Source organism: Pedobacter folensis (assembly GCF_056490665.1).
The window spans coordinates 130,204-149,993 of record NZ_JBWJIF010000004.1 but is presented as its reverse complement, the minus strand read 5'-3'; the positions used below and the strand labels follow the sequence as shown (position 1 = coordinate 149,993).

20 protein-coding genes are annotated in these 19,790 nt (G+C 38.1%); 6 read left to right on the top strand and 14 right to left on the bottom strand.

Translation table 11 applies throughout. The annotated features are described in order from the left end of the window. Positions 1-16: 16 nt before the first annotated feature. From AC04QZ_RS20330 to AC04QZ_RS20300, 7 genes are all read right to left on the bottom strand, one after another. Positions 17-679 (bottom strand): hypothetical protein, encoded by a 663-nt coding sequence (locus tag AC04QZ_RS20330; RefSeq protein ID WP_478359250.1) that lies wholly within the window; start codon positions 677-679, stop codon positions 17-19. A 98-nt stretch (positions 680-777) separates the two neighbouring features. Then, positions 778-1,443, bottom strand: coding sequence for a hypothetical protein (locus AC04QZ_RS20325; protein ID WP_478359249.1), 666 nt, complete (start codon positions 1,441-1,443; stop codon positions 778-780). 11 nt (positions 1,444-1,454) lie between these two features. Next, complete coding sequence (locus AC04QZ_RS20320; protein WP_478359248.1) at positions 1,455-3,029, bottom strand: helicase HerA-like domain-containing protein; 1,575 nt, start codon at positions 3,027-3,029, stop codon at positions 1,455-1,457. A 94-nt stretch (positions 3,030-3,123) separates the two neighbouring features. After that, complete coding sequence (locus AC04QZ_RS20315) at positions 3,124-3,429, bottom strand: chaperone modulator CbpM (protein WP_478359247.1); 306 nt, start codon at positions 3,427-3,429, stop codon at positions 3,124-3,126. A 5-nt stretch (positions 3,430-3,434) separates the two neighbouring features. Then, positions 3,435-4,328 carry a DnaJ C-terminal domain-containing protein gene (locus AC04QZ_RS20310; RefSeq protein WP_478359246.1) on the bottom strand — a complete coding sequence of 298 codons (894 nt, stop codon included), beginning with the start codon at positions 4,326-4,328 and terminating at the stop codon, positions 3,435-3,437. Positions 4,329-4,581: 253 nt separating this feature from the next. Beyond that, positions 4,582-6,999 (bottom strand): alpha/beta hydrolase family protein, encoded by a 2,418-nt coding sequence (locus AC04QZ_RS20305; protein ID WP_478359245.1) that lies wholly within the window; start codon positions 6,997-6,999, stop codon positions 4,582-4,584. A gap of 251 nt (positions 7,000-7,250) precedes the next feature. Then, on the bottom strand, positions 7,251-7,667 hold the full coding sequence (locus AC04QZ_RS20300; RefSeq protein WP_478359244.1) for a DUF1801 domain-containing protein: 417 nt from the start codon (positions 7,665-7,667) through the stop codon (positions 7,251-7,253). Between the two features lie 274 nt (positions 7,668-7,941). On the opposite strand from AC04QZ_RS20300, the gene AC04QZ_RS20295 reads away from it, so the two are divergent. The 6 genes from AC04QZ_RS20295 (at position 7,942) to xth (ending at position 13,596) form a co-directional block, all read left to right on the top strand. After that, positions 7,942-8,364: a helix-turn-helix domain-containing protein gene (locus tag AC04QZ_RS20295; protein WP_086547721.1), complete on the top strand. Its 423-nt coding sequence runs from the start codon at positions 7,942-7,944 to the stop codon at positions 8,362-8,364. Between the two features lie 180 nt (positions 8,365-8,544). Then, positions 8,545-9,660, top strand: a complete 1,116-nt coding sequence (locus AC04QZ_RS20290; protein ID WP_478359243.1) for a Gfo/Idh/MocA family protein — start codon at positions 8,545-8,547, stop codon at positions 9,658-9,660. Between the two features lie 367 nt (positions 9,661-10,027). Next, a complete protein-coding gene (locus AC04QZ_RS20285) occupies positions 10,028-11,104 on the top strand; it encodes a PAS domain-containing sensor histidine kinase (RefSeq protein ID WP_478359242.1) in 1,077 nt (358 codons plus the stop codon). Between the two features lie 40 nt (positions 11,105-11,144). Further along, positions 11,145-11,795 carry a response regulator transcription factor gene (locus tag AC04QZ_RS20280; protein WP_086547718.1) on the top strand — a complete coding sequence of 217 codons (651 nt, stop codon included), beginning with the start codon at positions 11,145-11,147 and terminating at the stop codon, positions 11,793-11,795. Between the two features lie 125 nt (positions 11,796-11,920). Then, on the top strand, positions 11,921-12,439 hold the full coding sequence (locus AC04QZ_RS20275) for an RNA polymerase sigma factor (protein WP_478359241.1): 519 nt from the start codon (positions 11,921-11,923) through the stop codon (positions 12,437-12,439). 380 nt (positions 12,440-12,819) lie between these two features. After that, the gene (gene xth, locus AC04QZ_RS20270; protein WP_478359239.1) at positions 12,820-13,596 is read left to right on the top strand and encodes an exodeoxyribonuclease III; all 777 of its coding nucleotides are present in this window, start codon (positions 12,820-12,822) and stop codon (positions 13,594-13,596) included. Between the two features lie 2 nt (positions 13,597-13,598). Here xth and AC04QZ_RS20265 read toward each other — a convergent pair whose 3' ends face one another. The 7 genes from AC04QZ_RS20265 to AC04QZ_RS20235 form a co-directional block, all read right to left on the bottom strand. Further along, positions 13,599-14,003 (bottom strand): PAS domain-containing protein, encoded by a 405-nt coding sequence (locus tag AC04QZ_RS20265; protein WP_478359238.1) that lies wholly within the window; start codon positions 14,001-14,003, stop codon positions 13,599-13,601. A gap of 236 nt (positions 14,004-14,239) precedes the next feature. Further along, the gene (locus AC04QZ_RS20260) at positions 14,240-14,524 is read right to left on the bottom strand and encodes a hypothetical protein (protein ID WP_478359237.1); all 285 of its coding nucleotides are present in this window, start codon (positions 14,522-14,524) and stop codon (positions 14,240-14,242) included. Further along, the gene (locus AC04QZ_RS20255) at positions 14,524-15,639 is read right to left on the bottom strand and encodes a M42 family metallopeptidase (RefSeq protein ID WP_086547713.1); all 1,116 of its coding nucleotides are present in this window, start codon (positions 15,637-15,639) and stop codon (positions 14,524-14,526) included. Before AC04QZ_RS20255 ends, AC04QZ_RS20260 begins: the two co-directional genes overlap by 1 nt. Positions 15,640-15,738: 99 nt before the next feature. Then, positions 15,739-16,146, bottom strand: a complete 408-nt coding sequence (locus tag AC04QZ_RS20250) for a GNAT family N-acetyltransferase (protein WP_478359236.1) — start codon at positions 16,144-16,146, stop codon at positions 15,739-15,741. Positions 16,147-16,148: 2 nt separating this feature from the next. Next, positions 16,149-16,742 carry a hypothetical protein gene (locus tag AC04QZ_RS20245; protein ID WP_478359235.1) on the bottom strand — a complete coding sequence of 198 codons (594 nt, stop codon included), beginning with the start codon at positions 16,740-16,742 and terminating at the stop codon, positions 16,149-16,151. A 16-nt stretch (positions 16,743-16,758) separates the two neighbouring features. After that, a complete protein-coding gene (locus AC04QZ_RS20240) occupies positions 16,759-17,916 on the bottom strand; it encodes an MFS transporter (protein WP_478359234.1) in 1,158 nt (385 codons plus the stop codon). A gap of 103 nt (positions 17,917-18,019) precedes the next feature. Then, on the bottom strand, positions 18,020-19,561 hold the full coding sequence (locus tag AC04QZ_RS20235; RefSeq protein ID WP_478359233.1) for an acyl-CoA carboxylase subunit beta: 1,542 nt from the start codon (positions 19,559-19,561) through the stop codon (positions 18,020-18,022). Positions 19,562-19,790: the final 229 nt, after the last annotated feature.

The following is a 19,790-nucleotide window of genomic DNA, read 5'->3' as shown; positions in this document are numbered from 1 at the left end:
AACCAGGTGTTTTATTTTATATTTTAGTTAGGTATTCAAATAACTTTTTTAAATCCTTGTCTTGTTTGAAATCAATCTTTTCTTTTTTTAAATAATTATTTAATTCTTGTTCTTTGGTTGGGAATAAAGCCAAAATGGCCTTTTTCGTTGGTGTGATTTTTACAAAATTACCATCGCTGAGTGTAAAATAGCTATTTGTTGTATTAAAAGATTTATTGACAACAGCAGAGCCATACTGTTTACTTTCAATAATCTTTTTATTCGTTTTTTTAAATAATGAAGTCTGTCCTGAAAAGATAACTTCAAAATAAGAATCATTATTGAAATGATCTACCACCGGTAATCCATTAATGTACTTATTCGAAATGTTCAAATCCGGGTTTAAAAGTTCGAATGTTGTAACTGGTTCTGCAAAATACATCAGATTGCCGTTTTCATGTTTGAAAATCAGCTTATCATCCATTACATTATACTTTAAAGGCATGTTTTCATAATGTTTACCGGATTTGGTAGTTACTTTTCCATTAACCCAGTAATCAAATAAGTAAGGAGATCCTGTTACATCTTCGTATTTTATTTCTCTTAATTGGGTGCCCTGAACTTCTGCAAATGGCGTAAGTGCATATTGACTGTAGGAATTTAACGAAATAAGCGAGAGCACTAACAATAGATATTTCATAGTTAATTTATTTAAAATCCACCAACGGTTTTCGAACATGTTTTCTTTCCTGTATACATTTCGATGTTATTGCTATTTATTACCATTAGGTTTATCTGTTATAACGTATTGATATAGCTGAATAATTTATTTAAATCGCCATCTTGCTTAAAGTCGATTTTTTCGTTTTTAATATAACTTGAAATCTCCGCTTCCTTACTTGGCAATAAAGCAATCACACTTTTCTTAGACGGTGATATCTTTGTCCATTTATCACCAATCAATGTATAATATGATGAAGATGCATTATAGGTTTCGCTAACATTTTGTGCCCCATAACCTTTACTTGCAATCATATTCATGCTGTGTTTTTTATAGAGCCCGATTTTTCCCTGGGCAACACATTGTAGAATTGATTTATTTGTGATTTTTTCTCCAGCCGGAAGACCGCTGATAAAAGTTTCTGTTTTTCCATCTGCCAACTTTAATTCGAACTCTGCAATAGGTTCTGAAAAGTACATGGAGCTGCCATCAGAATTTTTAAATATGACCTTATCATCAATAACATCATATTTTAATTCAAGATCTTTAAAAGTTCTTCCCGATACCGTTTTTACTTTTCCACTAGCCCAGTTTTCATACAGATATGGTGAGCCAGTTACATTTTCTATTTTTTTTGCTTTAATCGGAGCGCCTTTTTCATCAACAATATAAGGGCTACTTACTACCTGTGCACCTGCCACTGATGATGCAAACATGGCTACTGTAAATAATAATATTTTCATACCTAATTTATTTAAAATCCAAAAAGTCCGCCACCGGTTTTTGAACGTGTTTTCTTTCCTGTAAGCATACCAAAAATGCCCCTAACAATTTCTTTACCAATTTGACGGGTTATTGTTGCCCCCATTACCTGTTCAACAAGACTCTTTTCGCCTGGTTTAGGTTTGCTTTCTTGTTCGGCCTGTTTTTGATCTTCGGCTTCCTGTTTTTCCTGTTCGGCTGCTGCGGTTTGCTCATTAATGCGTTTCGTTAGAATATCATAAGCACTTTCAGGATCGATAGGGTCTTTGTATTTAGTATACTTCGAGCTGGCATGAACAAGCTGATCGAAATCTGCAGCTGTAAGTGGTCCCATTACGGCCCTTGGTGGGGTAAGCATGGTAGCAGATACTTCCGTTGGAATACCTTTTTCATTTAATACGGTAACCAATGCCTGACCTGTTCCCAGTGAGGTTAATATTTTATCGATCTCGTAGAAATCTGATTTTGGGTACGTATTAACTGTTTTTTTCAAAGCATCTACATCATTAGGTGTAAATGCCCTTAATGCATGTTGTACACGGTTACCCAATTGTCCTAAAACACTTTCCGGAACATCTGTAGGAGCTTGCGTACAGAAGAAAACACCAATTCCTTTTGAACGGATTAACCTGATGATGGTTTCAATCTGCTCTAAAAATGCTTTCGATGAATTTTTGAACAATAAATGCGCTTCATCAAAAAAGAAGATCAGTTTTGGCTTATCTAAATCGCCAACTTCAGGCATGGTGTTAAATAACTCAGCCAATAAGCTTAACAAAAATGTAGAGTATAATACGGGCTGATTTTGAACGTCGGCAATATTTAACAAACTTATGGTTCCTTTGCCATCAACACGCTCGAAAAGATCTTCAATATCAAAAGATTTTTCGCCGAACATGCCTGCTAATCCTTGTTGCTCTATGGCGACAATTTTTCTTAATATGGTACCAGAAGTGGCGGTTGAAATGGTGCCGTAACTACTTTTTATTTCGGCGGCACCGGCACCTTCTGATAAATAAGAAACCAGTTTCTTTAAATCATTTAAATCAATAATCGGCATTTTGTTATCATCGGCATATTTGAAAATTACCGCCATAACACCCGCCTGCGTATCGTTTAAATCTAATATTTTGGATAAAAGCGTTGGGCCAAATTCTAATACCGTTGCCCGCATCTGAGCCCCCATTTTGCCCGAAAGCGAATAAATCTCGATGGGAAAGCCGGATGGTGAAAAAGGTTTGTTGAGTTGTTGTGCTCTTTCTTCTATTTTTGGATTCACCGAACCAGGTTGATTTAAGCCTGATAAATCGCCTTTCACATCCAGCATGAAAACAGGAACGCTGGCATCTGACAGTTGTTCTGCCAATAATTGCAGGGTCCGTGTTTTACCTGTTCCGGTCGCTCCGGCAATTAAGCCGTGTCTGTTCATCATTTTTAGCGACAAATTAACTTCAGCTTCGCTGTAAACCTGACCGTCTAAAATTCCGGCGCCTAAATAAATGTATGAGCCTGTAGGGGCATAGGATGATTTTATTTTTTCGATGAATTTTGAAGAAATATCGCTCATATTTTAAGATTAGATTGCCAATTTAAGAAACAAATCTTAAAAAGGTTGTTTTTTTGTTTCCAGTTTTGATGCAAAAAACTGCACAAACGGTTGTTTAGTGATGTTGGTTAAATTGCTTATAATAATTAAGTTCGTTCTGTAATGCCGTTATTTCTTCCTGCATTTGCTGTACCTGATTAAGCAGATGGGAAACCGCATGGATGCCTTCTAAATTAATCTCCAAATCTTGTGCTAAACGAAGATACCGCTCCAGTTTGGTCAATTCATCAACAGGTAAAAAGATCGATCGTTTTTTAACCGTAGTGTGGATGAGGCCAAAATCTTCCAGCGACTGGATAAAGTTAATCTCCACATGGTGGTAGGCACATATTTCTTCTACAGGTATTAGATTGGTTTCCATAATGGTTAGAATTTGGAAAGTTTTTCGAATAGTTCTTTTTGTTCTGCATTGAGGCTGGTCGGTAATTTTACCTGCCACTTGATATATAAATCGCCAAACTGATTTTCCTTTTTATAAAGCGGAAACCCTTTTCCTTTTAAACGTAAAGTGGCATCGGGTTGTGTACCTTCCGGCACCTTAAGTTTAACCTTGCCATTTAAGGTTTCTACAATTTTTTCGCCTCCTAAAACGGCAGTATATACATCTATTTCTTCCTGGATATAGATATCGTTTCCCTTTCGTTTAAACTTAGGGTTATCTGTAATATTAAATTTGATGTATAAATCTCCCGGAGGGCCATTGTTCACACCTGGTGCACCGTAACCTGGCAGTTTAATTTTCTGTCCGTTCTCTACACCTGCCGGGATGGTAATACGTACTTGTTTCCCATTTACAGTTAAAGTTTGTTTATGTGTAGTATAGGCATCGAGCAGGTTTAGCTGAAGATCGGCATTGTAATCCTGACCTTTAAAAGGAGAATTTCTGCTGCTTCTGCCACCACCACCAAACATGGAGGAAAAGAAATCAGAAAAATCATCGCCGCCAAAACCTCCTGAATAGCTATTGCCTCCATAACCTCCACCTTGCGACTGGTATTGTCTTTGCTGCTGTTGCTGGGCATCTAACTGATCGGCATGCTGCCAATCTTTACCATACTTGTCATATTTTTTCCGCTTCTCAGGATCACTCAAAACCTCGTTAGCCTCATTAATTTGCTGAAATTTTTTATTGGCTTCTTCATTGTTTGGATTAAGATCGGGGTGATGTTTTCGGGCTAATTTTCTATAAGCTTTTTTAATATCCTCAGTTGTTGCATCTTTCTTTAAATCGAGGATTTTATAATAGTCTATGTAGTCCATAATGGCTTAACAAATAAGTAAAGGTAATGTTCAATTTTATTGCATAAATGTAGGCTTTATAATGGTAGATTTCAATGAGGATTGGTCAGTGTAAAGTAGGTTTGCTTTTCAAAAGCGGTAGATACTAAGTCATTCAACTAACAATTGGTTTACAGTTTCAGATAGAATATCTGACACACGAAAAGGAAACATCTTTAAATAAAAAAAGTGCCCCAAATGGAGGCACTTTAATCGATAAAGGTAGAGAGAGAGATTATTTTTTGTTTTTAACGTATTTTTCTAACCATTGGTCTTGCTCCCAAAGCATATGCAACAGATTTTCTTTGCCACGGTAGCTGTGTGCTTCGTAAGGTAAAAATACAAAACGGGTAGTGCCACCAGCACCTTTAATGGCATTGAACAAACGTTCGCTATTAATAGGGAAGGTACCTGGGTTATCGTCAGAATCGCCATGGATTAACAATATCGGGGTTTTAATTTTATCGGCATAACTAAACGGACTCATTTCGTAATACAACTGTGGTACCTGCCAGTAGGTACGTTCTTCATTCTGAAAACCAAATGGCGTAAGGGTACGGTTATAAGCTCCGCTACGGGCAATACCTGCAGCAAAAAGGTTGGTATGGGCCAATAAGTTTGCGGTCATGAATGCACCATAACTATGTCCTCCAACAGCCATACGTTTTTTATCGCCAACACCTAAGTCAGCGAGTTTATTAATGGCAGCCTCAGCATTTAACTGTAGTTGATCTACAAAGGTATCGTTAGGTTTTTTGCCATCTTTGGCAACAATTGGCATTTCAGCATTATCCAGCACAGCATAACCACGGGTTACCCAGAAAATAGGAGAGGCCCAGCTAATGGTTGTAAATTTATCTTTTGATCCACGGATCTGTGCGGCATCTGCTGCGGAGTTAAACTCGCGTGGATAAGCCCAAATTAATGAAGGTAATGGCCCATCCTTATCTTTATTATAACCTTTAGGTAAATACAGGTCGCCTGTTAAATCCACACCATCGGCACGTTTGTAAGAGATTTTCTGTTTGGTAATGCCCTCTAAAGATGGGTATGGATTAGTGAAATTGGTAATTGGCTGATCGGCGATGCGAAGCATCAGGTTTTTAATAAAGTAGTTAGGCACCAATTTCTGACTCTCTTTGCGGGTCAGCAAAATCAGTTTATCAGGATTAATTACATCGCTCACATATTCGAAGGTTCCTTCGGCACTGCGCCAGATAATTTCATTCTTTTTTGTGGTTAAATCGAATTTAGCTAAGAAGGGTAAATCTCCTTTTTCTGATGAACCTACCGTATTATTCATTAACAGTTTAGTGCCATTGTCAACCGTTTTAATGACCTGCCGGCCATATTTATTTTTAGTAGTAACCGGAGAACCTGGATTGCCATAGGCATCTGTCTGGTTGCGGCTGTATAATTCTTCTACTGCACCGGTTGTGGGGTTATAGCGGCTCACTTTACTAGTTTGTTTGCTGCGTAAACCTTCCATAATCAGGGCAAGGTTGGCATCGCCCCATTGTACGCCGCGGTAACGGGTTTGTGTTTTAAATAATTCTTTTTCTGTTCCGGTAAAAGGTGCACTTAACGCATAAACTGCGTCATGAAAGGGAACATCTTTTTTAATTAAACCACTATCCAATGGCTTGCTCCAAACCAATGTTGCAGCTTCATCATCTCTCCAATCGAAACCGTGAGGTACATTTTGTGTATTATCATAGCCAGATGGGGTACCTTCTGATGAAGGCAGCTCCGCTATCACTTTAATGGTTTTTCCGGTTAAATCGGTAATACTTACTGTGGATGGGAAACCATATGCCGTAACCAGGTAAGAAAAAGGTTTACGTATGGTTTCGATCATCATGTAGTTTTTATCGGGCGATAAACTTGTTGAGCCATAAATAGCCGGTTTGCCAATGGGCGTTTCTACGCCTGCTGTATTTTTCACCAGTTGCGAGGTTGCGAAAAACTCAAACAATTGTTCATCAAAAGGTGATTTAATTAAATCCTGAAAAGTGGCGCTGGGCGCAGCTTTGCCTAAATTTTGCTGAATAGTTGGCCCTTTTGGCATTAATGGTTTTGCAGGGGCAGCACTGGCGGGTTTAGTTACCGTGCGGTAGATAATGGTGTTATCATTTAACCAGGTAAGGCCACTACCTAAAACTACGTTTAAAAAAGCCTTATTGGTTTTTACTGCTTTTTTTGTAGCCAGATCAATAATGTAAAGATCTACCCCTTTTTGAGTAGTATGGGTAAAGGCAATTTTATTTTCTGATGGATTCCAGCTGATGTTGCCGGCATATAAAGGCGTTGGTAATCCTGTAACCTGAAACGTTTGGTTGGATTTGATGTTTTTTAAACTAAAATTGTTGATGTAGGTTTGCCTGCTTGGCGAGTAATTATTGGGGTTCAACCTCAAGCCTGCAATTCTGTATTCGGGCATGGCCAGCTCTTCTACCGAAGGATAAGAATTGCGCTCACTAAATAAGATCCATTCTGCCTTGCCATCTATACTTACGCCGGGTGTTGGTTTGGCAAGTAATAAATCGGCAATTTCTTTTGGTGGGGTTTGGTAGCTTACGGCATCTTGTGCGGCTGAATTAAGCGAAATAGAAGCGCCCGCTATCAATAAATAGAGGTGTAGTTTTTTAATCATTTCCGGTTTTTTGTTCGATATAAGGAATAATCAAATATTGTAAAATTTAACTTATTATCGCGTAACTTCTTATTTACATCTATAAGCGGATAGTGCTTTTGTCATGCTGATCCAATCGCTCAAACATAAATGACCCCTATTAATTTCTAAGTGATAATCCTAATTTTAACCATTAAGTGGTTAAATCTGTGTTCTCCTGTGACAACAGAAAGCACGGTTACTTTCCATCATACATTTTACATCTTCCATATTTAAGGATAGAAACTTTTTGTATGCGCTACAGAATTGGTAATCATTTCTTTTAAAACGGCAATATCGATATCGCTCATTTTTTTTAGGTAAATACAGGCTTTGGATGTTTTATGTTTACCGAATTTGGAAAGCAATTCTTCCCGGTCTTTAAATTGAGAAGACAGATATAAAACGATAGCTTCTTTCCTTGGCGAAAAGCCGGCCAATGGCGCATCACCTTCGCGGCCACTTTCATATTTATAATGATAACTGCCAAAACCAACAATGGCATTGCCCCACATTTTAGCTTTAAAACCAGTAACCTGGCTGATAATATCCGATAGTTTGAAACAATCAGCTCTCTTATTTTCGTCGGGAACGGTATTTAAAAAATCTGGAACGCTTAAATCGTTTTCGGTGGTTTTATTCTGTGCCATATCTTTTTTTAAGATGAATATAAGGCTTTAACCAAATAATTTCAATTTTTGAGGTGATTGTATTTGAAGTAATACGTCATTTCTTGAAAAAAAATGGTTTAAAAAACGGCGTTTTTTGAGGGGTTTTACAATTATTTGCTATAGTAGTTTGATATATGTCAAAAAATTAACACCTTTTATACAACCTTTTACACTTATTCTTACATTTGAATTGTCAATCGTCCCCGATAACTGATTTAATTATTTTTTCATTTTTTAAAAATTAATTATCTCAATGACAACACAATTAAAACAAGGTGAAATTCTTGAGCGCTTAGTGCGCAGAGATCGCATGGGCATCAGCGAGCTGTCCAGAAAGCTTAATGTGAGCCGCAGAACAATTTACAACTGGTTTGGTCAAGACAGAATTGGGCATGAAGTAATTTGGCAGGTTGGCAAATTATTAGGTCAGGATCTTTCTTCAGCATTTCCAGAAGCTTTCCCCAAGTACAACCCCGAATCCACCAATCAAACTGCAGACCCTGGTAAACAAATCGGTTCGGATAATAATTCTGTATATTTCTGGATGAACAAATACATTCATCTGCTTGAAAAATACAACGACCTGTTAATTACAGAGGAGCCACAAGAGCTTGATCCGATTAATAAGGAATTTTCGCTTAGAAATAAAAGATCAGAAACATTTTTATATCAATAAACAATTTTTTACACAATAGAAATACGCTAAATCATCCCGTTAGATTTTTCTTTTAATTTAGGCCTTAAATTTCGTCATCCCATTTTCCTATCTTCAACATTGTAATATTTTTAGGTATTAGCATCAAGCGCTTTTTAAATTTTCTAATTTGGTAATTATCAAATTTTAGAAAATAAGCATATGATAACTACTTACCTGATCAGGTGTTTTTTTAGGGCCAATGCCTTTCTTATTTGCTTTTTATTTATTTCTTTCGCTGTTAAAGCACAGCAAAAATTAAATGTGGCCATAGCAGGGCTAAGTCACGATCACGTTTATCTCATCATGAACAGCTACCAGAAGGCTGAAGTTAACATTATTGGTATTGCCGAAAGTAATCCTGAGTTGGTTAACCGATTCAAAAGCCGTTATAAAATTCCTGATAGCCTGTTTTATCATAATCTTACCGATTTATTAAAGAAAAAGAAACCTGATGTGGTTTTGGCTTACAATGCCATAAGCGAACATTTGGCAGTAGTAGAAGCAGCAGCTCCCCTTGGTATATCGGTAATGGTAGAAAAACCGCTGGCCATAACCGTTAAGCAGGCAGAAAGAATGGCTGCATTGGCTACAACATATAAAGTGCATGTGCTTACCAATTACGAAACTACCTGGTATCCGAGCAACCAGGAACTTTATCAGGATGTAAAAGAAACCAATACCATTGGTGCCTTACGCAAAATAATTGTGCACGATGGCCATCAGGGGCCGAAAGAAATTGGCGTGAGTGCAGCATTTTTAAGCTGGTTAACCGATCCCAATCAGAACGGGGCAGGCGCATTGGTAGATTTTGGCTGTTACGGTGCTAATTTAATGACGTGGCTAATGGATGGAAAAGCGCCAATTTCGGTTACTGCAATTACCCACCAGATTAAAAAAGATGTTTATCCAAATGTTGATGACGATGCAACAATTTTATTGGAATACCCATCGGCTACAGGAATTATCGAAGCCTCGTGGAACTGGCCCTTTAGCATAAAAGATATGGAAGTGTTTGGCGCAACGGGATACATCCAGGCCATTAACGATAAAACATTGAGACTAAAGAATAAAGGGATGGGTGATTATAAAATTTACCAGGCGAAGCCTTTAAAACCAATTTATTCAAATCATTTAAGTTATCTATCGGCCGTTTTAAATGGAGAAATTAATTCGGCAAATGATTTATCGTCGCTACAGAATAATTTAATTGTGGTGAAAATTTTAGCGGCTGCGAAGAAGTCGGCTCAAACCGGTAAAAAGGTGGTTTTAAAATAGCCCGATCCCTAACAAAAATAGCCACCTGTGCGATGGCTATTGCGAAGAAGAATGGTATCTTCTTTATGGTGTGCCTGCCCTCCGCGGATCTCCCGCTCACAGGACTTTTTTGTCTTTCCTTTATGCTTAACAATTTAGGCAATAGTTGGTTTTTATTCGCATAATAATTTTGCACATCGTGTGGAAAATGTTAATATCTCTACAGAATCGTATATGATATTTACATAACAGGACCAAATACCACTATATGTAAAGTAGGTTTACGTAATTTTTTTATATAAAACATTTTACGGTGTATGGTGTTTGTGATTTGACTGCTCAGGAGCTTCTTAATTATCCTTGTGTACAAGTTATCAAGCACTAAATCATGACCGAATTAAATAACGAACTTTTTTGTAATCTGGGGGATCGTTCTGCTGACGGATATTTTATTTTCGATGATACGGCACAAAATTTTTCATACCTCAATAAATCGATAAGTAAAATTTGGGAACTCAGCATTGATGAAATTATAGCCAATCCAACTGTACTGCTTAACCGCATACACCCCGAAGATATAGCGCATGTAATATCCTGCTACCAGGAATGCCTTGAAGATGGCAAGGAGAAAAAATATGAATTCCGTTTGCTGTTTCGCGACAGAGAAAAATATTTACGGGTAATTGTGTTTGCAATTGCAGATGGAGAGATAAAGCGTTTAGTCGGTACAGTAGAAGATACCACTGTAATGCGCCATAATAAAATCCATATCGAACAAATAAATGCCCGAAAAAACATCACCTTAGAAGTATTGGCGCATGATTTAAAAGAACCACTGGGCATGATGAAATTAACGGCTTCATCCATGTTAGCCGGAATTGAACAGACAGGCGATGAACAGATGATAGATGCATTATCTTTTATTCAGGATATGTGTGAACGTAACCTGCTTTTGGTACGGAGCATGATTAACCGGGAGTTTTTAAAGTCATCTGTCATAGAAATTGGTAAGGAAAGAACTGATTTGGTTTGGGAACTTAGAGATGTAGTCCGTTTTTATAAACGATCGAAACTGGGTAAAACGAAGAACATTAAGCTTACCAGTTCTGCTGAACAGATTTATCTGCGCCTTGATAGCATGAAATTTTTGCAGGTGATCAATAACCTCATCTCCAACTCAATAAAATTTACTGCCGATTATGGAAATATTTCGTTACATGCCGAGGAATTTGAAAGTACCGTTTTAATTACTGTAGCTGATGATGGAATTGGAATTCCGGAAGAGCTGCAGGCCGGACTTTTTGACCACTTGCCCGAAACCTTAAGGCCAGGACTTAAAGGTGAAGAATCGGGTGGATTTGGTATGGGCATTATTAAGGCAATTGTTGACTTACATCAGGGGAAAATCTGGTTTGAGAGCAAAACCGGTGTTGGAACCACCTTCTATATCGAGCTACCTAAGTAGCCGTTTTTAATTTTAAAATGGCGTAAGTTATATTTGAATTATGATTAACATTATTCTTGCGGATGATCACCATATTATCCGGACCTCACTTAAAGCACTTATAGAAAAACACGAAGGCATCAAGGTTGTTGCAGAAGTATCAGACGGTTTAGCGGTTTTGGAACTCCTGGAAAAAGGAATAAATGCTGATATCATTTTATCAGATATTGTAATGCCAAGGCTTGATGGAATAGCTTTAGCCAGCACCATAAAGGAGCGAGGATATACCACAAAAGTAGTTGTTTTGTCTATTTTAGACGATGAAAAGTATGCGTCAAATGCCTTTATTTCAGGAGCTTTTGCCTACCTGTCAAAGGATATTGAAGAAGATGAATTACTGTTTTGCCTGCAGCATGTAATGAAGGGAAAAAGGTACCTTTCTTCTAATTTATGTATCTCCATTTTAGAGCGTTTTAATACCCAGTTAAATATGCTTTCGCAAAAAATGAATACCGAAATTAACTTTTCTGAACGCGAAATTAATGTGTTAAAACTTATTGCTGATGGCTTAACGAATCAGGAAATAGCCGATAAATTGTACTTAAGCAGGCGAACCGTAGAGAGCCAGAGAGAAGCTTTAATCAGTAAAACAGGCACCAAAAACTCGGCTTCTTTAGTTCGTTTTGCCATGCGAAATGGTTATGTAGCCTAGTATTTTTGATCGTTTTAGGGTGCTTTTTTGGGCGTTTTAAATAAACCGTAAAAAATCGGGTATTTCTACAAATAACATTGGATGGTCCTGTTTGTTGAATATCTACAATCAGCCTTAAAACGATCATGGATTCATTAAATTTCAATTGTGACATATACCAATACAGACAACCACTTTTCGATCGTGCACTAGCATATACGCATGATGAAGACGATGCGGCTGATTTAGTTCAAGACACCTTTATGAAGGCCTTTAGGTTTTCGGCTAAGTTTGAAATGGGAAGTAATGTGCGGGCCTGGCTTTTTACGATCCTAAAAAATACCTTTCTTAATCATTATTATAAAGTAAAACGCAAAAACGAAATGATCCAGCAGGAAGACGATTTAACTTCCGTTCAACTGGCTCCAAGCGCTTCGTCTAACGGGGGTGCTGCAAAGTTTATGATGGAGGATATCCAGAAATCGTTAAATGCCTTGCCTGAGGATTGCCGTTTTTGTTTTTGTCGTTATTTCGAAGGTTATAAATACCATGAAATTGCTGCTGAGCTCGATATCCCCCTGGGTACTGTAAAAACCAAAATACATGTAGCAAGAGGTCTTCTAAAAAAGATGCTTAAAAATTATAAATCTGGTTTGGCTGCATAATATGATTTCTTCGACCTGGCTGCAAAGCTAATGGCTAATAGAAACCGGTAATGTTTGAAGATAAAAAAAGGGATAAGCTAAATAGCTCATCCCTATATCTAAACTCAAACATGCGCTCAAACATGAATGAATCTCCAAAATTAAACATTTTAGTTTATTATTAGTTTTAAAAAAATAGGGTAAATAGTTAAATATGATGCCTTATATTCATGCTAAGCCAAATTAGCTTTACGATGTGAAATACTTAGTTTCATTTTTGAGTTTTATTGCGGAGATTTATAAAATGAAACCATCATGATTTTCAAACATCCTACTTCGGATTATTCATGATAACTGCCATTGCAGGCAGGGTTTCATCACCATAAAGCATATTTATACAGATGAAAATAGCAACTTATAATGTAAATGGAATAAACGGACGTTTACCTGTTCTGTTACGTTGGCTGGAAGAAACCCAACCCGATGTAGTGTGTTTACAGGAATTAAAAGCCCCGCAGGAAAAATTTCCGGAGCAGGCTATTAAAGATGCTGGTTATAATGCGATTTGGCATGGTCAAAAGAGCTGGAATGGCGTTGCTATATTGGCCCGAAATCTGGAAATAAAGGAGCTGAAACGAAACCTGGATGGTGACCCTGAAGATTTGCATAGTCGGTACATTGAAGCAATGGTAAATAACGTGATCATTGGTTGTCTTTACCTTCCGAACGGAAACCCGGCGCCAGGACCTAAATTCGAATATAAGTTACGATGGTTTGAACGTTTTACAGCGCATGCAGCAAAACTATTGGAATATAAGTTGCCGGTAATTTTATGCGGCGACTATAATGTGATACCTACAGAGCTGGATGCATATAAACCGGAACGTTGGGTTGAAGATGCTTTATTTCGGCCTGAAACCCGTCTGGCTTTTCAAAATTTAATGGCGCAAGGCTGGACAGATGCAATCAGAAAATTATACCCTACTGAAACGATATACACCTTTTGGGATTATTTCAGGAATGCATATGGTAGAGATGCGGGATTAAGAATTGACCATTTTTTACTAAGTCCTCAGGTTAGTGATCGCTTAAAAGCTGCGGGAGTAGATAAACAAGTGAGGGGCTGGGAAAAAACAAGCGATCACAGTCCGGTGTGGATTGAACTAAATGAGGCGTAAAATTACAGAGGTTTATTTTTCAAATCGGTTACATCTAAAATTGTTCCTATTAATTTTAAGCTTTCGCCATCCTGCTGGGATAGTATTCCATCAGCTTTAATCCATCTAATTTCTCCGTCAGGCCGGCAAATTCTATATACCGAGTGGTAACTGTTTTTTTCTTTCGAAACCGTAAGTTCAATCTCATCCTGAACGTGATCAAGATCTTCAGGTAAGATTAAACTTAAAACTTTGTCATAACTTAAAACCTTATCTGGCGGGCAGCCTAAGTTTTTTTTAAACGACCGGGTGGAACGGAGTATGCCTGTTGCTATGCTCAGCTCCCAAAAACCAAGGCCAAGGTGGTCGAATACCACATCCCAATGATCATCGCAGATAATGGATAGATCAATATTTTTTTTATTCATACTCATAAATAAAGGATAAACTATTTGGGTAAATTACACAAACAATGTAAAGATATTTTGAGTATTAATAAAAATAAACGTAGTGCTCAGGGAGTTAAGCAAATGTTAAGTAAGAGGTAACCTGTACTACAGTGACTGCTGGAGCAGCGTAAAAAAAAGTCAAGTTTAAAAAAACTTGACTTTTAGAATTTAGTTATGAATTAATCTATTTCGTTTGTCGATCTGGAGATAAATCCTCAAACCTCTATATTATCCCACTTCTCGTTTACTTTTTTTGCCTTTTCAAGGGCCTCTTTTTGATCTGTTAAATCTTTGTAGTAGAAATAACCACCAAATCCTAAGATGAGGATGATATTACTTATTTTAAAACTATGATCAAGCCAATAATTAAATGGTGGTGCATGACCGTTAAAACTCTGTTTAATGCTTGGCCAGGAGTTAAGAATAAAAATAATAACGACCATCAGCAAAACCTTTAGCAAGGTGCTGATGATGATTTTTTGGTGGTTTACCTTTTCCATTATTTAAACTCCCTGAAATCCTGTCCGTTGCTTATGTTCAACAAGCTTTCATAAATCAGGCTAATTACATTGTCAACATCCTCTTTGTGTACCATTTCTACTGTAGTGTGCATATAGCGTAGCGGCAGCGAAATTAATGCTGATGGTACCCCACCATTCGAATAGGCAAATGCATCAGTATCGGTTCCGGTAGAACGCGAAGAGGCCTGACGTTGGAATGGAATATGGTTTTTCTCGGCCGTTTTAATTAATAATTTATTTAAATTGGTTTGAACAGCTGGCGCATATGAAACTACAGGACCTTTACCGGCTGATAAATCGCCCTGAATATTCTTGTTAATCATTGGCGTAGTCGTATCGTGTGTTACGTCGGTAATTATGGCCACGTCTGGTTTAATGCGCTGGGCAATCATCTCAGCACCGCGTAAACCGATTTCTTCCTGTACTGAATTTACGATGTATAAGCCGAAAGGAAGTTTTTTCTTGTTCTCTTTTAATAAACGTGCAACTTCGGCAATCATAAAGCCACCAACACGGTTATCTAAAGCACGGCCAACATAATAGCGGTCGTTTAAAACCATAAACTCATCTTCGTAAGTAATTACACAGCCTACGTGGATACCTAATTTTTCTACTTCTTCTTTTGTGGTGCAGCCACAGTCTAAAAAGATATTTTTTAATTCTGGTGCCTGTTCTTTTTCGCCATGGCGGGTGTGAATGGCAGGCCAGCCGAATACCGCTTTAACCAGGCCTTTTTCGGTATGGATATTCACACGTTTTGAAGGTGCAATCTGGTGATCTGAACCACCATTGCGGATCACATAGATTAAACCATCTGCAGTGATGTAATTTACATACCACGAAATTTCATCGGCATGCGCTTCAATAACCACTTTAAAAGCAGCTTTAGGGTTAATAACACCCACAGCGGTACCATAGTTATCGATGAAATGTTCGTCGATATATGGTTTTAAATAGTTTAACCAAAGTTTTTGCCCTTCCCATTCGTAACCGGTAGGGGCAGGGTTATTGATGTATTCTTCAAGAAACTGTAGTGATTTTTTAGTAACTACAGCAACATGTTTTTTCTTTTCGTCGTCTTTTTTCTTAGCCATATGATTATTCTATAATTATTCGTCATCCTGAACTTGATTCAGGATCTTACTAATAAGATGCTGATCCCGAAGCTTGGTGACAGCATGACGATGAGTAATTTATAATTCTTTTTCCATTACCACAAAATCGTAACCATCTTTAAAAAAGGTTTTATCGGTTTCGTGGAAGCCAAATTTAAAATAAAATTCCTTAGCATTTACACGTGCATTGCACCATAGTTTTGTCGCTTTTTGAATTTTACAAAAATCGAGTATGTAGGCCATGAGTTGTGAGCCATAACCTGCTTTTTGGGTGTTGGGCAGAATGGCAAGTTTACGGAACTGATAAACATCCCCGTCATGAAATAGAGAAACTACTCCCGTTAATTTATGATCGAGGTATAATCCAAAATGGATGCCGTCAAAATCATCCGGAAGCTTTACACTATCAAAAGGTAATTCAGGATACATGGCCTCGTGCCTGATCCGCCAGGTTAAAGAAGGGAATATTTGCTCAATTTGAACCATAATTATAATAAAAAGCTAAAGCCAATTTTTCCGCCGACTCCGTAATAGATATCGATTTTGTTAATTGCTGCAAGAGGACCTAGAGCCAACTCGAAGTTAACCTTTCGGCCAACACTGGTTTGAAATCCCCATTGTGGCATAATATTAATCTGGTAACCATATACATTGCCGCTTTGCGTCGGGATGATGGCTAATACATCAAGTCCTACATAACCTGCACTGTTATTTATGGTTTTTTTACCCTTTTTAATCCTGCTGTTAAAATTATAATAATGCCTAAATCCGGCATTAAGCGCAGGATAAACTTTGAAATCTGTTTCTGTGTTCGCGCTAAAATTATAATTGTTATCAATAGTAATCTCGGTTTTATAAATAAAAGCTCCTTCGGCTCCCGCACCAAAATAAACTGAAGTTGTTTTACCCACTTTTTGCTCTCTTTCGTAACTGAGTCCTAATAAGGTCAACCTAATTTTATTTAACGATTTTACTTCTGTGGGCTGTTCAACTTTTGTACTGTCCTGAGCCTTTGCTTTACTGAAAATGACCAGACAAATAAGTAAGGCTGAAAATGTTTTGATTGCGTTTTTAGATTTCATGAAATTTATTGATTGGTTATTTGTTTTTTCTTCCGTAAAACTGATAAATTAAAATATTCAGGACGATTATGCCCGTCATTCCGTAACAGAACAATGCCCATCCGCCTTGGTCCCAAAGCCATAAACCCAAGGCAGAGCCGCAGCTGGCACCAATAAAACTAACCGACATAAAAATGGTGTTCAGTCTGTTTCTGGCCTCTGGTATTAGGGTATAAATCCGGGTCTGGTTGGTTACGTGTATGGCTTGCTGACCGATGTCGATAAGCACAATGCCGATTACAAACAGGTACAAATGGCTGCCCGTAAAATAAAACAAGGCGATACTCACAATTTGTAATATAAAACCAATCATTAAGTTTTTACGTGGATTGTTGCCATCGCTTAATTTACCAACCAATGGAGCAGCCAATGCGCCTGCAGCTCCGGCAATTCCAAATAAGCCAATCTGTAAAGTCTGGAAATTAAAGGGCGGGTTAGCCAGAAACAATACCATGGTTGTCCAGAATGCGCTGATAATGGCGAAAGCCAGGAAATTGATAATCGATGTCTCCCTTAAAGCCGGCTGGGTTTTGATATAACTAAACATCGAGCGCATAAGCTCTTTGTACGTTCCTTTAAAAGCGGGATAGCTTTGTGGAAAACGTTTGGCCATTAACAGAATAAGCAAGCCACAAATTCCGGCGGCAATATAATAAACGGCCCTCCAGCCCAACCAAAAGCCAATACTTCCGCTTACGGCCCGGGAGGCTAGAATTCCAACCAGCAAACCACTCATAATCATGCCAATATTGGCCCCACGGTTTTCATCGCTACTTAAATTAGCCGCTAAGGGCAAAATGAGTTGAGGTACGATAGAGCAGCCCCCTATTAAAACAGAGGCAACTTCTAGTATAAAAAAAGTATGCGATAGCGCAGCGACTAATAATGCCAGAATAGCGAGGCCGGTAATTACGAGGATCTGTTTTTTACGCTCAAACATATCACCCAATGGCACTAAAAGGAAAAGACCTAAAGCATAACCAATCTGCGTGAGGTAGGTTATCCTTCCCGCATCGGTTTCGGTAAGATTAAAATCTTTCGCAATTAAGATTACCAAAGGTTGGCAGTAATAAATATTTGCAACAATCAGGCCTGTGCAAAAAGCCATGAGGAGGATATCGGCGCGTTTTAACATGTAACGAAATGTAAAATGTAAATAGAGAATGTAATATGTATAATGTAAAACGGGTGATGGGAAATTAGTCCATTATCCATCTTACTTCATCCATCTTTCATCTTTACAAAGGTATATTTCCATGTTTTTTTCTTGGATTATTCACCACCTTATTTTCCAACATCTTAAAGGCTTTTATCAACTTTGTACGGGTTTGGGCCGGTTCAATCACTTCATCAACAAAACCACGCTCGGCCGCACGATATGGATTTGCGAAGATATCTGAATATAATTTTTCTTTTTCCAGCCATTTTTCTTCAGGGTTTTCTGCTGAAGTAATTTCTCTTTTAAAAATGATTTCGGCTGCACCTTTAGCGCCCATTACAGCAATTTCTGCACTTGGCCAGGCGTAATTCATATCTGCGCCAATATGTTTGCTGTTCATCACGTCATAAGCGCCACCATAAGCTTTTCTGGTAATTACGGTAATGCGTGGTACGGTGGCTTCGCTAAAAGCGTACAATAATTTTGCACCATTGGTGATAATGCCATTCCATTCCTGATCTGTACCAGGTAAAAAACCCGGAACATCTTCAAATACGAGTAATGGAATATTAAAACAATCGCAAAAACGGACAAAACGGGCAGCTTTGGTAGAAGAATTACTATCTAAAACGCCGGCTAAATAGGCCGGTTGGTTAGCTACAATACCAATACTCCTTCCCGCCAGGCGTGCAAAACCTACCACAATATTTTCAGCATAAGCCGCGTGTACTTCTAAAAAACTATCTGTATCAGCCACAGCAGAAATTACTTCACGTATATCATAAGGCTGTGAAGCATTTTCAGGCATAAAAGTATTGAGTTCCGGTCGGCTTTCATCAGCGGTTTCATAAGGTAAATGATCGGCTATTACCTCGCAATTTTGTGGCATATAGCTCAGAAGTTTTTTTAAGTGGGTAATTGCTTCAATTTCATTGGCACAGGCAAAATGGGTAACGCCCGACTTTGTAGCATGTGTACTGGCACCCCCTAATTCTTCTGAAGTTACTTCTTCGTGTGTTACCGTTTTAACTACGTTTGGGCCAGTAACGAACATATAAGAAGTGTTTTCTACCATTAAAATAAAATCGGTAATGGCTGGCGAATAAACGGCTCCACCTGCACAGGGCCCCATTATAGCCGATAGCTGCGGAATTACGCCTGAAGCCTGTACATTTTTATAAAAGATATCGGCATAACCACCCAATGAAACCACGCCTTCCTGAATGCGGGCACCACCACTATCATTTAAACCGATTAACGGCGCACCATTTTTCATGGCCATATCCATCAGCTTGCAAATTTTCTCTGCATGGGTTTCAGACAGCGAGCCGCCAAACACAGTGAAATCCTGAGAAAACACATAAGTTAACCTGCCATTAATCGTTCCATAGCCCGTTACCACACCATCGCCCAGATATTTTTCGCGCTCCATACTAAAATCGGTACTGCGGTGGGTAACCATCATGCCAATTTCTTCAAAGCTCCCTTCATCCATTAAAAAATGAATGCGCTCGCGGGCAGTGAGTTTACCTTTTTTATGCTGACTGTCGATCCGGGCCTGTCCGCCACCAAGGTTTGCCTGGTGGATTTTATCTTTAAGTAATGCTATTTTTTTATCCATTGCTGAAGCTATGAGATTTTAAATTTAAAAATTACTAACGGTAATGCAAGGTCAAGGGAATGTTATTTCTCTCAGAACTAAACAGGATATTAAGTAAAGTAAATGGTGTGACCATAGCAGCAGTGAAATACTGAAGGCAATTTTCCTAAAATAAAAGTATTTAAGATGATTAGGAAACGGTTGGTTCTGTGCTTTTGGCCATTATAGTCCTGCTTTTGGTAAGAGTTCC

Bases quoted from the DNA above. Each gene is read 5' to 3' on its own strand.
- AC04QZ_RS20315 (WP_478359247.1), bottom strand. From the start codon at position 3,429: ATGGAAACCAATCTAATACCTGTAGAAGAAATATGTGCCTACCACCAT.
- AC04QZ_RS20250 (WP_478359236.1), bottom strand. From the start codon at position 16,146: ATGGTTCAAATTGAGCAAATATTCCCTTCTTTAACCTGGCGGATCAGG.
- AC04QZ_RS20290 (WP_478359243.1), top strand. From the start codon at position 8,545: ATGATAACTACTTACCTGATCAGGTGTTTTTTTAGGGCCAATGCCTTT.
- AC04QZ_RS20245 (WP_478359235.1), bottom strand. From the start codon at position 16,742: ATGAAATCTAAAAACGCAATCAAAACATTTTCAGCCTTACTTATTTGT.
- AC04QZ_RS20325 (WP_478359249.1), bottom strand. From the start codon at position 1,443: ATGAAAATATTATTATTTACAGTAGCCATGTTTGCATCATCAGTGGCA.
- AC04QZ_RS20295 (WP_086547721.1), top strand. From the start codon at position 7,942: ATGACAACACAATTAAAACAAGGTGAAATTCTTGAGCGCTTAGTGCGC.
- AC04QZ_RS20300 (WP_478359244.1), bottom strand. From the start codon at position 7,667: ATGGCACAGAATAAAACCACCGAAAACGATTTAAGCGTTCCAGATTTT.
- AC04QZ_RS20330 (WP_478359250.1), bottom strand. From the start codon at position 679: ATGAAATATCTATTGTTAGTGCTCTCGCTTATTTCGTTAAATTCCTAC.
- AC04QZ_RS20285 (WP_478359242.1), top strand. From the start codon at position 10,028: ATGACCGAATTAAATAACGAACTTTTTTGTAATCTGGGGGATCGTTCT.
- AC04QZ_RS20260 (WP_478359237.1), bottom strand. From the start codon at position 14,524: ATGGAAAAGGTAAACCACCAAAAAATCATCATCAGCACCTTGCTAAAG.
- xth (WP_478359239.1), top strand. From the start codon at position 12,820: ATGAAAATAGCAACTTATAATGTAAATGGAATAAACGGACGTTTACCT.
- AC04QZ_RS20265 (WP_478359238.1), bottom strand. From the start codon at position 14,003: ATGAATAAAAAAAATATTGATCTATCCATTATCTGCGATGATCATTGG.
- AC04QZ_RS20240 (WP_478359234.1), bottom strand. From the start codon at position 17,916: ATGTTAAAACGCGCCGATATCCTCCTCATGGCTTTTTGCACAGGCCTG.
- AC04QZ_RS20255 (WP_086547713.1), bottom strand. From the start codon at position 15,639: ATGGCTAAGAAAAAAGACGACGAAAAGAAAAAACATGTTGCTGTAGTT.
- AC04QZ_RS20275 (WP_478359241.1), top strand. From the start codon at position 11,921: ATGGATTCATTAAATTTCAATTGTGACATATACCAATACAGACAACCA.
- AC04QZ_RS20310 (WP_478359246.1), bottom strand. From the start codon at position 4,328: ATGGACTACATAGACTATTATAAAATCCTCGATTTAAAGAAAGATGCA.
- AC04QZ_RS20320 (WP_478359248.1), bottom strand. From the start codon at position 3,029: ATGAGCGATATTTCTTCAAAATTCATCGAAAAAATAAAATCATCCTAT.
- AC04QZ_RS20280 (WP_086547718.1), top strand. From the start codon at position 11,145: ATGATTAACATTATTCTTGCGGATGATCACCATATTATCCGGACCTCA.
- AC04QZ_RS20305 (WP_478359245.1), bottom strand. From the start codon at position 6,999: ATGATTAAAAAACTACACCTCTATTTATTGATAGCGGGCGCTTCTATT.
- AC04QZ_RS20235 (WP_478359233.1), bottom strand. From the start codon at position 19,561: ATGGATAAAAAAATAGCATTACTTAAAGATAAAATCCACCAGGCAAAC.